This is a genomic window from Variovorax ureilyticus, from assembly GCF_037889935.1.
In the GTDB taxonomy this organism is placed as follows: domain Bacteria; phylum Pseudomonadota; class Gammaproteobacteria; order Burkholderiales; family Burkholderiaceae_C; genus Variovorax; species Variovorax ureilyticus.
The window spans coordinates 1-13,298 of sequence record NZ_JBBKZU010000024.1 but is presented as its reverse complement, the minus strand read 5'-3'; the positions used below and the strand labels follow the sequence as shown (position 1 = coordinate 13,298).

Sequence of the window (13,298 nt, the reverse complement as noted above, 5' to 3'; positions counted from 1 at the left end):
AGATGAAGATCATTGCCAGAGAGATTCCTCCACGCAGCGCCTGGGCGCTCGAACAGGCCGGCGTGCATCCGCTGCTCGCGCAGCTCTACGCGGCGCGCGGCGTGCTGAGCCGGGCCGAGCTCGACGACGGACTCGCGCTGCTGCTCCCGCCGGACACGCTGCGCGGTGCGCGCGAGGCAGCCGTGCTGCTGGCGGATGCGATCCAGAGCGACAAGCGCCTGTGCGTGGTCGCGGACTACGACTGCGATGGCGCGACCGCCTGCGCGGTCGCCATCCGGGGCCTGCGCCTGCTCGGCGCCAAGCACGCGACCTACCTCGTGCCCGACCGGGTGACCGACGGCTACGGCCTCACACCGCCGATCGCGCAGCGCGTGGCGGACAGCGGCGCCGACATGCTCATCACCGTGGACAACGGCATCGCGAGCGTCGAAGGCGTCGCCGCCGCGAAGGCGCGCGGCCTCTCGGTGCTGGTGACGGACCACCACCTGCCGGGCGCCGAGCTGCCCGCCGCGGACGTGATGGTGAATCCGAACCAGCCGGGCTGCGACTTCGAAAGCAAGAGCATCGCTGGCGTCGGCGTGATGTTCTACGTGCTGCTGGCCCTGCGGTCGGAGCTGCGCCATCGCGCCGTGTTCGACAAGACGCAGCAGCCCAAGCTCGACACGCTGCTGCCGCTGGTGGCGCTCGGCACCGTAGCCGACGTGGTGCGGCTCGACGCCAACAATCGCCGGCTGGTCGCGCAGGGCCTGCGCCGCATCCGCGCGGGCGCGATGCCGGCCGGCGTCGCGGCGCTGTTCAAGGCGGCGGGGCGCAACGCGGCGATCGCGACCACCTTCGACTTCGGCTTCGCGCTCGGCCCGCGCATCAATGCGGCGGGGCGGCTGGCCGACATGACGCTCGGCATCGAGTGCCTGCTGACCGAGGATGCCGCCCGGGCCGACGAACTCGCGCGCATGCTCGACGGCATCAACCGCGAGCGCCGCGACATCGAGGGCGGCATGCGGGACCAGGCGCTGCGCCTGGCCGAATCCATGTTCGACGACACCCGGCAGCCGCCCGCGGCGATCAGCGTGTTCGGCGCGGACTTCCATGAAGGCGTGGTGGGCATCGTGGCCTCGCGCATCAAGGAACGCTTTCACCGGCCGACCTTCGTCTTCGCGGCCAGCGGCGCGGACGGCAAGGAACACGAACTCAAGGGATCGGGCCGTTCCATTCCGGGCTTTCACCTGCGCGACGCGCTCGATCTCGTCGCCAAGCGGCATCCCGGCGTGCTGCTGCGCTTCGGCGGCCACGCGATGGCGGCGGGCTGCACGGTGGCGCGCGAGCAGTTCGAGGTGTTCGAGAAGGCGCTCGCCCAAGTGGCGCAGGAGTGGCTCGACGCGGCCACGCTCACCCGCAGGCTGGACACCGACGGGCCGCTCGCGCCCGAATACCTGCGCGTCGACCTCGTCGATACGCTGCATCGGGAAGTGTGGGGACAGGGCTTCGCGCCGCCGACCTTCAGCGAGGAGGTCGAAGTCGTCTCGCAGCGGCTGGTCGGCGAGAAGCACCTTGCGCTCAAGCTCCGGCACAAGGGCAAGCCGGTCGACGGCATCTGGTTCGGCCATACCGACCCGCTGCCGCCGCGCGTGGTGATCGCCTACCGGCTCGACGCAGACGAGTGGCAGGGAGTGCGGCGCGTGCGCTTCCTGGTCGAAGGCGCGGAGATCTGAACGCTCAGGCGCTACCGTGCTGCCGTGTACGCCGCATGCGGATCTCGGCCTCGGCGGCGCGCGCCTCGTGGTCCTTAGCGATGGCCGCGATGACGCTCGCGTCCCGCTGGCGCCGCGAGAGCTGCGGCTGCTCATCGACGCCCTCTGCCGCGGTCACGACGACGATCTCCTCCACGCAGACCGGCGGCACGTCTTCGACCGCGCCGCGCAGTGCTTCCATGACGTGCGCGGTTCCGTGCGGCGATTGCAGATCAATGAGGATGCGGCGCGCGCCGAAGGCGCGTGCGTTGACCTGGAGGAAGTCCGCAAGGTGCGCGCGAAGCTCCGACCAGTGGAGCTTGTCCCAGATCACCTTGCGCGGCACCGCGCTCAGTGCCAGCGGGAAGAAGGTAGCCGCCTCGTCGCGCTGGTTGATGCGGCTGACGATCTCCTCCACCTGGTCACGTGGAACGCGGCGCTTCGTGTAGTGCGGCAAGGGGCCGAAGCCGGAGTCGGCATACGTCAGCACGTGGTAGTCGGAAATCGGGCCTTCGACCTTGTTCGACGGGGTCCGCACGATTCGCATGGCGAGCCTTTCGCGGGAGTTCTTCGACCGCAGAACAGTGTGCAAGGATGCTTCGGATCGCGACATAGCGTTGTCAGTCCTCACTCGCAAGAAGCGTGAACTACATCACGGTTGAATGAAGCGGCCATGACGCGCGACCAGCGCACGCCGCGCATTGCGGGATCCCCCATTTCGTCTCCTGTCTGTTGCGACGAGGCGGAGTCTGCATGGGGCGGTGGCCGTTGCACATCCGCCGTTCGGGGGATGCATGCGCTCACTCGGCCCGGACGCAGGGCCTATGTCATGCGCCCCGGCGATTGCCTAGAAGCCGCGGAACTCGTGGTTGAGACCGATTGCGTAGCCCCAGACGCCCTGCGTCCCGGTGCGTGAGGCGCTGAGGTCGATGCTGATGGACGGCGTGATGCTGTAGCGCATGCCGCCGCGTGAGGTCCAGAGGCCGAACGCGCGGAAGCGCTCGAAGATCAGCGAGACGGCGTCGTTCATCGCCCACTCGGCCTGCAAGCCACCCCGGCCGGTGCGCTCGCCGGTGTCCGTGGACCAGTCGGCGCCGAGGTTGGCGTGGATCCACAGACTGTCGAGCGCGCGCCAGCTCACGGGGATCACGAACTGCCCGCCCGTGTGGCCGCCGCGCGTCACGTCGAATGTCAGGCTCGCAGACACAGCGGCGGCAAGACGGGCGTCGGGGTCCTGGCCGAAGAAGGTCCACTTCGCCTGCGGCCCAAGGAAGTAGGCGTGTTCGCCGAGGACGGAATAACGATCGAGGCTCAGGCCCAGTTCGACCGGACCGACCCGGCAGGCAGGCCCGAAGTGATAGTCGGTGACCTTGTCCTCGCCGAAGCGGCCGGCCCAGATTTCGTATTGGCAGCGACCAGGGTCCAGCGTGCCGGCATCATCGACGTCGAAATGCCCGCCCGCCTGTGAGGCGGAGGCGAGCGTGCAAAGGAAGGCGGCAAGAACCCGTCGAGACATGCCGGCGGATTCTAGGCAGTCCCGTTGAAAGCCCGGCGACAGTCGCGCTCGCCGCCGCGCGGAACTCGAAGCGCCCCTCAGAGCGGCGACGGAACGTCGTCGCCCGTGGAACCGAAGAGGCGGGTGAGGAGGATGGCCGCATCCGCCCGCATGCGCAGGTCGGCGGCCTCGCCGTCGAAGCGGCTGTTCACCTGAGCGATCTGCTGGTTGTAGTGGTCGTTCTCCGCGATGAGCACGTCGAGCAGGGTTCTCCGCCCGAGGTGATACCACTGCTCGAAGAAAGCGGCCCGCACCTCGTTCGAATCCCGGATCAGCGCGGTGTAGTCGTTCGCTCGGCTCAATGCCGCGTCGCGCTGCGAAGCCGAAGTGCGCAGGCGGTACTCCAGGTCGCGCGTCGCCGCCACGGCCTTCTGCTCGCTGGCGGCCGCGCGCTCGAAGGCGGCGCGTTCCGAAGCGGTGCCGGAGCCGCCCTGGAAGGCGTTCCATTGCACGGACAGGCCCGTGGCCCAGGGTTGGCTCCGTCCGAGGCTGTCCTGCTGGGTGCTTTTCGAGACCACCCAGTTCAGCTGCGGCCGCCGCGAGGCCCGCACCGATTCGGCATACAGCTCGGCAGCCTTGGCTTCGGCGCGCGCCTGGCGCAGGGACGGGTGCTCCGGCGCGGCCTGCAATGCGTCCTGCACGTCGACGACGCCGAAACCCCATTGCAGGCCGGCCGGCAGCGTCACCTTTTCGCCCACGAGCTTCATCAGATCGATCTCGACCTCGCCGAGCTTGGCCGCGACCTGATCGCGACTCGTGACGGCCTGAAGGCGGCGCGCGCGCGCCTGGGTCAGCTCGCTGGCACGCCCGCGATCGGCCTTGACGATCTCGCCCAGCATGTCCACCAGCTCGGTCATGCGATCCACGTAGGCGTTGCTGATCGTCATCGCCTCGCGGTTGCGCGCGAGCTCGATGACCGCATTGAGCGTGTCGAAAGCCACTTGTTGGCGCACCTGCATCATCTGCTCGTGCACGGCCCTCGAGGTCTCGGTGCGGCTCTCGACCGTGCGGGAAATGCGGCCCCAGTCGTACACCGGCGTCGTGACCTGGACGCTGCCGATCGCGTTGCGTGCGGATTCGTTCGTGCCGCTGCCGAAAGTGGCCGAGGGCGACGCCACACCGAGCTGCACCTGCGGCCAGCGCTGGCCCTTGGCCTCGCTGATGTCGGACTCCGCGGCCAGCCACTTCGCATTCGCCTCGCGGACCTCGGGGCTCCGGGCCAGCGCCTTGCTCACGGTGCTCTGGAAGAACGCACGCGTCGCCTCGCTCATCCGCGGCCGCGCCATCGCGTCGGCTTGCACGTGCGGAGGAAGGCTGGCCGAAGCCCGTGCTGGCGCAGCCACCGCGAGGGGCGGCCGCTCGGCCGGCTTGGCGACCGGCTTCGCGGCCGACGCGGGAATCGCAGGAATCGCTGGAATGGCGGGAGTCGAAGAGCCCGGTGGACCCCCATCGGCGAAGTGACCCCATTCGAGGGTCCGCGGAGCCGACGGCGGCGCCGTTTGCGCCATCACGGCGGCGCCAAGGCAACCCGCCAGCACGGCCACGGCGTGCGCCGTGGATCGCAGTTTCTTGTGCATCTTTCTCACCTCTCCCTGAAAGCCTCACGCGCCTTCAGCACGGGCTTGAGCAGATAGCTCAGGATGGTCTTCTCGCCCGTGCGGACCTCCACCGTCGCCGTCATGCCCGGAATGATCGGGAAGTCCTTTTCGCCGGCATGCAGCGAGGCCTTGTCGGTGCGCACCAGCAGCCGGTAGTAGCTGGCATCGGCGCGGCCCTGGCGAGCCTTCTCGTCGTCTTTCAGCGTGTCGGGGCTGATGTGCTCGACTTCGCCTTTCAGACCGCCATAGATCGCGTAGTCGTACGCGGAGATCTTCACCACGGCCGGCAGGTTCGGGCGGATGAAGGCCACGTCCGAGGGCTTGATCTTGGCCTCGATCACCAACTGGTCTTCCAGCGGCACGATTTCCATGATGTCGGCGCCTTGCTGGATCACGCCGCCGATCGTGGTCACGCGAATGTTCTTGACGGTGCCCTTGAGCGGGGCACGGATGGTGGTGCGCTTCATGACGTCCTCACGCGCACCGACGTTCTCCTTGGCCTGAGCGAGCTCGCCCTCCAGGCGCGTGAGGTCCGCATTGGCGTCCGAACGGAACTTGTTCTGCCGCTCGGCGATCTGCAGCCGGAACTCGTTGGCCTGCCGCTTCATGCGCAGGATCTCGACCTCGGACATCAGGCCCCGCGCCGACAGCGGCTCCGACAGTCCGATCTCGCGCTCGGCCAGATCCAGGCTGCGCCGCAGGGCCCGCACGCTCTCGGAGAGTGTTTGCTGGCGTGCATTGAAGGCGCGCGTCTCGTCGTTCACGATCGTCGGCACGGCCATCACGTCATCCGGGAACTTCAGCGGCTCCTGATAGGCCTCGGCGCGCAGCCGCGCGATCGAGGCCTTGAGCGCGACGACTTTCGACACGCCTTCGCGATACGCCGCGCCCGCACGGGTGGGGTCGATCTCCAGCAGCACCTGTCCGCGTTCCACGACATCGCCCTCGTGCACGTACATCGCGCCGAGGATCCCGCCTTCGAGGCTCTGGATCACCTGCTCGCGGCTGGCGGGAATCACCCGGCCCTCACCGACCGTGACCTCTTCGACGCGCGCGAAATGCGCCCAGACCAGCGCCACGACCACGATCACGGCGATCAGGTACAGGACCAGCATGCTGCCTGGCGTCTTCTGCACCAGCATCGCTTCGCGAAGATCGTGCATGAACGCGAGGTCTTCCTTGCGCACACGGGCCGTTGCCGGTCGTTCGGCGGCATTCCTGATGGCCGGGGGCGGATTCGTCCCGGCGTGGCGCTGCTTGTCGTTCGCTCCGGCGGCTGCCGGCAGTCGATCGGGGGTATCGTCGCTCATTCGCTTTTCCCTTCGTTCGAGGTCTTGGCCTGCAGGCGCTCGAGCACCTCATCCTTGGGCCCGTCGGCGTACAGCCTGCCGTCGCCGTCGAGGATGACGATGCGGTCCACCATCTCCAGCACCGACAGGCGGTGCGTCGCGACGATCACGGTCTGCCCCTGCGTGGCGGCCGTCATGCGCCGCAGGAAGTACTGCTCGGTCTGCAGGTCCATCGAGCTGGTCGGCTCGTCCATGAGCAGCACGCGCGGGCGCAGCAGCAGGCAGCGTGCGAGCGCGACGAGCTGCCGCTGGCCGCCCGAGAGTCCCTGCCCCGCTTCGCCGATCGGCATGTCGAAGCCGCGCGGATGCCGCGCCGCGATCGCATCCAGACCGGTGAGCCGTGCCACCCGCAGGAATTCCTCCGTGGTCGCGGCCGGGTTGCCGATCGTCACGTTCTCGCGCAGCGTTCCGTGGAAAAGGCGGGCGTCCTGGCCCAGCAGGCCGACCGCGGCGCGAAGGTCCGCCGGATCGATCTGCCCGACGTCGATGCCGTCCATGAGCACCTGGCCGCTCAAGGGCTGATACAGGGCCGCCATGATGCGCAGCAGCGTGGACTTGCCACAGCCGATGTTGCCGAGCACGGCGACACGCTCGCCTGGTTTGAAGTCCAGGCTGATGTCCTGCAGGACCTTCGGCGACGGCTGCATCGGCGGACTCGGATACGAGAAGCCGATCTTTCGCAAGGTCACCCTGCCGGCGAACTGGGGCTTGGCGAGATAGCGCTGCCCCGGCGCGCGATCGACCGGGTGCTTCATGATCTGGTTGAGCGAGCGCAGCGCGGTCTTGGCCTGCTGATAGCGCACCGCGAGCCCGACGACCGCCGCCAGCGGCGACGTGGCACGGCTCGCAAGAATCACCGCGCCAAACAGCGCGCCCATGCTGAGCGAACCGGCATGAATCAGGTAGACCCCCCAGACCACCAGCACCACCGTCTGCAGCTGCTGGATGAGGGTCACGAGATTGACCGCCAGGCTCGACAGGGCGCGCGACTTCATGGAACTGGATGCGGCGAGCGCACTGAAATGCTCCCATTTCTGCTGCATGACGCCTTCGCCACGGCTTGCCTTGAGCGATTCGAGGCCCTCGATCGACTCGATCAGCAGGCCCTGCTTGAGCGAGCCTTCGCGGAGGTTTTCCTGCATGGCGCGTGCGAGCGGCCACTGGATCGCCACGCTGATGAGGACGATGAGCGGAATGGACAGCAGCGGCACCAGCGCGAGCGGGCCGCCGATCATTCCGATGATCGCGACGAACAGGAGGCAGAAGGGCAGATCGGACAGCGTCGACACGGTGGCCGAGGTCACGAAGTCGCGCACCGACTCGAACTCTCGCAGCTGGTTCGCCGAAGAGCCGGCCGACTGCGGCTTGAACTCCATGCGCGTGGAGAGCACCTTGCGGAACAGGGCCGCCCCCAGCAGCAGGTCGGCCTTCTTGCCCGCGACGTCCACCAGATGCGAGCGCACATGGCGGGCGCAGAACTCGAACACCATCGCGAAGACCACGCCGACCGCCAGCGACCAGAGCGTCACATAGGCCCCGGTGGGGACCACGCGGTCGTACACATTCATCGTGAAGAAGGTGCTGGCCAGCGTCAGCACATTGATGAGCAATGCCGCGAGCGCAGCACTCGCGTAGTAGCGCCGGAAGCGCCACAGCGTGGCGAAGAGCCAGTGGCCTTCGCTCTCCTGCACCTCCGGGCCCGCGCGCTCGTCCAGGCGCGGGCGCGGCTTGGCGAGCAGCGCGTGCCCGCCATAGAGCTCCCCCATGTCATTGGCGTTCAGGCTGACGCTTCCGCCGCCCGCTTCCGGCAGCACGACGTCATAGGTGGCCGCGCGGCCTTTTCCGTGACGCGCCAGCAGCACGCAGGCGCCGCCATCCTTGCGCAGCAGGACCACGGGCAACAGATAGGGAAGCAGGTCGTCCACGTCCCGCTTGATCCACCCCGCGCCGATCCCGGCCTGCTCCAGCATGCGCCCTGCGAGCGTGGGCGAGAGTCGCGCGTCGCGCGGCAAGCCCGCCTGCAGGGCGGCCATGCTCAGCGGCACGCCATGGTGAACGCACAGCCAGTGCACCGCCCACAGCAGCGTGTCCGGACCCGCCTGCGGCTGGATCGCGTTTTGCCCTTCCGCGGGCTTGTTCTGCACCATCACGGCAGTCATGAGTACTCCTTGTTGGCGACGGCATCAGGGCTGCCATCGCGCTCGACAGCGCCTCGAGACGAGGCGCGGATGAAAAATGAACACGGCTTCACTGGATGCGGCCGAGACGGCGTCGCGACGTCAAGGCATCCGGATGCGGGCTCCGGACCAGCGGCGGCGAATCACCGGTCGCGACGACTGAACCGCACTTTCGAGATCTCGGAAATGGAGACCGGCGACCCCTGCTTGCGCCGCGACCCGTTGAGGAAGTGGAATTTTCTTGAAGCGATCCGGAACGGAAAATGAGAAAGCGCTCAAAAAGCAAAACGGCGGCCGAAGGCCGCCTGATTCAGTGACTTTCTTGTCGAGCCGGAAGCCCGGCCAAACACTCACTCATGCACGCTGTCGGCATCCAGCTCGACGCGGCGGTTCGGCGCGTTGCAGTCGATGCGCTGCTGCTGCGTTCCTGCGGCCGGGCATGACACGACGGGTTCGCGACTGCCCACACCCTCGGTGCGAATGCGAGCCGAGGTGAGACCTTCTTCCGTGAGGACGCGTTTCACGGTCCGGGCCCGCTGTTCGGACAGCAATTGATTCGAGGCCGCCGAACCGATCGCATCGGCATGCCCGCGTACCGTGATCGTGCTGACGTTGTCGGTGGGCTGCGCGCGAAGCTTCTCCGCGATCTTTCGCAGTTCGGCCCGGCCCTGCGGCGTGATCGATTCGTAGTTGCCCTTGCCGAATGCGAAGAGGACGTCGCTACTGACCGTGAAGCTCATTCGCCGCGCAGGTGACGGAGGGGGCGGAGGTGGCGGCGCAGACGAGCGCGGGGCTTCCTCGCAGGCCACCACCGTGCTCGCTCGATTCACGAAGCGGCGCTGCTCGCGGGAGCCGGCGAGCGCGCGCTCCGCCTCGGCGCGCGCCAGCGGCACGGCCTCGCCCAGGCCGCTGTCGGAGACCTGCACGAAATAGGTCTTGCCGCCTTCGAGCGAGACCCTCGTCTTCGGGTTGGCCTTGCCGCCATAGCGGGGCGCATCGCCGATGTAAGCCTCGAGCGAATGCACGCCTTGTGGGACGCAGAAGCGGGTATAGCGGCTCGCCGAAAGCGCGGTGTGGAACTCGCCATCCACGTAGATATGGGCCCCGTTCCGGTCATTGCCGGCCGACGACGGCGTCGCGGACCTGAAGAAGATCACTTGGGACAGATGGGACGCCACACCGGGCGCCGCACTATAGAAAGCCTCCTCTCGATGGGCGGCTGCGTTTGCGACGGGCTGGGCGCCGGCGGCCGAAGCGAGGAAAAGACAGAGCGTCGACAGCACCAGGGCCGGGCCGCGACCGGCGCCCAGGCGCCGCTTGGAAGGAATGGAATTCGACTGTTGCATGTAAGGCTCCAGCACCCCGGCGGCCAGGCGCCGGGGTGGTAGTGGAAGGAAGGGTTAGGGCGACTCCACGAACGGCGTGGTGCCAGGAGGCCACCACGCCGCCCGGGTGGTTACAGGATCGTGACGTGAACCTTGTCTTCGACCAGCAGCTCGCTGGTTCCAGCGACGTTGGTGTAAGCGTGGTACGTCGCGCCGTTGATGGCCTTCGTACCCGCGTCGGTCCACTGGTCGGCCGCGACTCCCGTGTTGACCAGGTTCACCTGGCCCGAGACGTCGCCGTACACCACGAGCTGCTTCTTGCCGTCGTTCACGAGCACGTTGCTCTGACCGAGTCGCGTGATGTCGCTCATGTGCAGGCTCAACGAGTTGCCGCCGGAGCCGAGGTCGAACTGCTCGAAGCCCTTGACCTTGCTCTGCAGGGCCGTCAAGTCGACGTTCATGCCCCGGCCGTCGAGCACGAGGGTATCGATGCCCGCGCCGCCGTCGACGTTGGTGAAGTCCGTGCTCAGGATCTTGACCGTGTCGTTGCCGGTGCCGCCCAGCGCGATGTCCTTCGTGCCTATGTTGGAGATGGTGTCGTTGCCGCCACCGCCCGACAGGAAGTCCACGCCGCTGGTGCCGACCAGCACGTCGTCGCCCGTCGTGTACTCCTGCGTGAAGTTCGGCGTCGAGTAATACACGAACACGGAACCTGAATCGCCGAGGCCATTGGCGTCCTGCAGCGGCGCACCCACCGCAATGTCGGCCACGCCGTCGCCGTTCCAGTCACCCACCGCCACGCCGTTGCCCAGCCACTCTTCGTTGGTCAGCCCGCGCAGCGCATAGCCCTTGGACGGATCGTTGACGATGTCCTTGATGGAAATCACCGAAGCATCGAAGTTCTCGCCACGTCCGTGGACCACGTACACCGCACCGTTGTTGTTCAGGCCGTTGCTATCGGCGTAGCGCGCACCGACCAGGAAGTCGTTGATGCCGTCGCCGTTGACGTCACCCAGGCCGCGAATGCTCGTGCCGAACCACTCCGTGTCACTGCTCTGGTTGGTGGACGTGGACTTCTCGTTCACCAGCAGGAAGCCATCGGCAGCCGTGAAGGTCGGGGTGTACCCGGTCGCCGGTCCGTAGGCTGTCGAGGGAAAGAAGGCATCCAGGTTGATGTCCTTCCCATAGCCGCCCGCCTTGCCGTAGATCACCCACACCCGGCCCGGATCGCCCGGATCGGAGTACGGGGCCGCAATGGCGAAGTCGTCGATGCCGTCGCCGTTGATGTCGCCCAGACCGGTGATCAGATTGTGCGATTCCACCGTGTTCGAACCGCCGATCCATTCGTAGGGCATCGCATTGATGCGGATGCCCTGATCCGCCGTGAGGCTGCCGAGGTCGTAGTTGGCCGGGAGGCCATCCTTCGTGCCGTAGATCAGGTAGGCGGTGCCGGCGCTTGCGCCGTTCTGCCAGGACAGCACGTTGCCTGCGCGCGGATCTGCGACCACGAAGTCTTCGATGCCATCGCCGTTGACGTCGCCGACGCCGTTGATCGATTCGCCGAGGTCGCGGTTGTAGACGATACCGGGCTGCGCGACCGAGCCAACCTGTGACGAGGTTCCCGTGATCAGCGTGCCATGCACGCCGCTCGGCAGCGACCAGTTGTAGTAGGTGGTGTTGCTGTTGCTGTAGACCAGTTCGATGTTCGACCACTTGCCGGAGTGGCCATAGACCACCATGGCATTGCCGAAGCCGGCGTTGCCTTCGCGGTCACCGATCAACAGGTCCGCATAGCCATCGCCGTTGATGTCGGCGGCGCCAGTTGCAAAACCGAACCAGCTGTCGTTGGCCACCGGCAGCGCCACCTTGAAGCCGTAGCGGTTGTCGCCGTTGTCGATCGCGTTGAGGTTGAGCGTGCCGTTCGCCCAGGTTCCGTTCGCGCCGCCGAAGACCACGTAGACCTTGTCGTTCCAGTGCGAACCGACCAGGGCATCGGCGTAGCCGTCGCCGTTGATATCGCCCAGCATGTTGATGGTGTAGCCCATCCGGTCGGCACCCTCCTGGATCGGCACCGCACCGTAGATCTTCAGGCCTTGCTCCGGCGTGAGATTGGCGATGTTGCCGACGCTGGCCAAGCCTGCGGGCGAGCCGAACAGGACATAAGCCGCGCCCGTATCGCCGTACCCTGCATTGTCAAACCATGGGGCCGCGACCAGCAGGTCGTCGATGCCGTCGCCATTGAAGTCGCCGATGTTGGTCACGTCCCAGCCGAACTCGTCGGCCGCCCGCTGGCCCGAAATGACCTGCCGGACATTGCTGTCGATCACTAGGTTCGCGTTCTTGTCATCGAGCGTCGAGACGGTGCTGGACTGGTTGCCCGCCACGTCCGCCAGCACCGCCTTCAGGCGGTACGAGCCGTCCTTCAGGCTCGGCAGGTCGTAGGTCCAGCTGCCGTCGGCGTTGACCTTGATGCCGCTGGCGAAGACGCGGTCGGCCGCATCCAGCTTGCCGTTGTTGTTGACGTCGTCGAACAGCGTGACCGTCAGCTTGCTCAGGTTCGTGTCGCTGCCGGCGCCCACCTTGCCGTTGATCGTCGGCGTCTTGTTCGAGGTGATGTTGTCGGCGTTCGAGTCACCCCAATCGCTCGCGGTTGCCAGATCGACCGTGGTCTTGTTGGTCGGCCCCGTGGTGTCGACCACGACGGTCTTCGAGTCGGGCGTTCCCGGCACACCGGCCGCGGAGATCACGCGCGCGGTGTAGAGGTACGAACCCTCCGCGAGCGTGCGGCCGTCGACAAAGCTCCAGTCGGTTCCCGAGACGTTGACGTTCTGCCAGGTCTTGCCACCGTCGGTGGAAATCTGAGCGACCTGTCCGCTTTGCAGCGGTTGGCCGAGGGTTCCACGGATCGTGAGCGTCGTGTCGTTGGTGACGAAGTCACTCGCGGAAACGCCGGTGTCGTCCGTGATCCCGTCGATCGTGATCGAGCCGGGAAGGCTGGTGTCGACGACGATCGTGTAGCTCGCGCTGGGGCTGGTCTTGTTGCCTGCGGCGTCCATCTCGATGGCCGTGAACTCATTGGCACCCGGGGCCAGCGGCCTGTCCACCGCCAGCTTCCAGTAGCCATAGTCGTCGACGATGGCACGACCGAGTTCGTGGCTGCCGGTGCTGTCCTTCACCATCACGATGATCGTGTCGCCAGCCGTGCCCGTGCCTCGCAGCAGCGGCTCGGCGTCGTCGGTCGTGGCGCCCGAGACCACATTGCCGGTCACGACACCCACGTCGTCTTCCACGCCCGTGATGGCGAGCTTGCTCGCATCCGGCGGCGTGTAGTCCGTGATCAGCTTGAAGGATGGCGAAGACGCGCTGGTGTTGCCGGCCGCATCGGTCGCCCTCACCGTGAAGTCGTGCTGACCCTCATTCAGAGGCGTAGTGGGGGTGTAGGTCCAGTTGCCATCCTTGTCGGCGCTGGCCGTGCCCAGCTTGCTGCCGTTGTCGTAGATGGTCACCACGCTGCCCGGCTCGGCCGTGCCCGTCAGGGTCGGCGAGGGGTCGTCGGTGGTCGCG

General features: G+C 67.1%; 8 protein-coding genes. 1 reads left to right on the top strand and 7 read right to left on the bottom strand.

What is annotated here, in order from left to right:
- Positions 1–2: 2 nt before the first annotated feature.
- Positions 3–1,712, top strand: coding sequence for a single-stranded-DNA-specific exonuclease RecJ (recJ, locus tag WKW77_RS32270; protein ID WP_340360979.1), 1,710 nt, complete (start codon positions 3–5; stop codon positions 1,710–1,712).
- Positions 1,713–1,716: 4 nt separating this feature from the next.
- Here the strand turns inward: recJ and WKW77_RS32265 are convergent, their stop codons facing one another.
- The 7 genes from WKW77_RS32265 to WKW77_RS32235 all read right to left on the bottom strand — a co-directional run.
- Positions 1,717–2,277, bottom strand: coding sequence for a hypothetical protein (locus tag WKW77_RS32265; RefSeq protein ID WP_340360978.1), 561 nt, complete (start codon positions 2,275–2,277; stop codon positions 1,717–1,719).
- 300 nt (positions 2,278–2,577) lie between these two features.
- Positions 2,578–3,246: a hypothetical protein gene (locus WKW77_RS32260; protein ID WP_340360977.1), complete on the bottom strand. Its 669-nt coding sequence runs from the start codon at positions 3,244–3,246 to the stop codon at positions 2,578–2,580.
- 77 nt (positions 3,247–3,323) lie between these two features.
- Complete coding sequence (locus WKW77_RS32255; protein WP_340360976.1) at positions 3,324–4,862, bottom strand: TolC family protein; 1,539 nt, start codon at positions 4,860–4,862, stop codon at positions 3,324–3,326.
- A 5-nt stretch (positions 4,863–4,867) separates the two neighbouring features.
- The gene (locus WKW77_RS32250) at positions 4,868–6,046 is read right to left on the bottom strand and encodes an HlyD family type I secretion periplasmic adaptor subunit (RefSeq protein WP_422823309.1); all 1,179 of its coding nucleotides are present in this window, start codon (positions 6,044–6,046) and stop codon (positions 4,868–4,870) included.
- 143 nt (positions 6,047–6,189) lie between these two features.
- Complete coding sequence (locus WKW77_RS32245; protein WP_340360974.1) at positions 6,190–8,391, bottom strand: type I secretion system permease/ATPase; 2,202 nt, start codon at positions 8,389–8,391, stop codon at positions 6,190–6,192.
- 368 nt (positions 8,392–8,759) lie between these two features.
- Positions 8,760–9,755: an OmpA family protein gene (locus WKW77_RS32240; protein WP_340360973.1), complete on the bottom strand. Its 996-nt coding sequence runs from the start codon at positions 9,753–9,755 to the stop codon at positions 8,760–8,762.
- 110 nt (positions 9,756–9,865) lie between these two features.
- Positions 9,866–13,298: Ig-like domain-containing protein (locus tag WKW77_RS32235; protein WP_340360972.1), on the bottom strand; the 3,433-nt coding region annotated here is incomplete at its 5' end.

Coding starts and splice junctions, on each gene's coding strand:
- recJ (WP_340360979.1), top strand. CDS start 3: ATGAAGATCATTGCCAGAGAGATTCCTCCACGCAGCGCCTGGGCGCTC.
- WKW77_RS32265 (WP_340360978.1), bottom strand. CDS start 2,277: ATGCGAATCGTGCGGACCCCGTCGAACAAGGTCGAAGGCCCGATTTCC.
- WKW77_RS32260 (WP_340360977.1), bottom strand. CDS start 3,246: ATGTCTCGACGGGTTCTTGCCGCCTTCCTTTGCACGCTCGCCTCCGCC.
- WKW77_RS32255 (WP_340360976.1), bottom strand. CDS start 4,862: ATGCACAAGAAACTGCGATCCACGGCGCACGCCGTGGCCGTGCTGGCG.
- WKW77_RS32250 (WP_422823309.1), bottom strand. CDS start 6,046: ATGCACGATCTTCGCGAAGCGATGCTGGTGCAGAAGACGCCAGGCAGC.
- WKW77_RS32245 (WP_340360974.1), bottom strand. CDS start 8,391: ATGACTGCCGTGATGGTGCAGAACAAGCCCGCGGAAGGGCAAAACGCG.
- WKW77_RS32240 (WP_340360973.1), bottom strand. CDS start 9,755: ATGCAACAGTCGAATTCCATTCCTTCCAAGCGGCGCCTGGGCGCCGGT.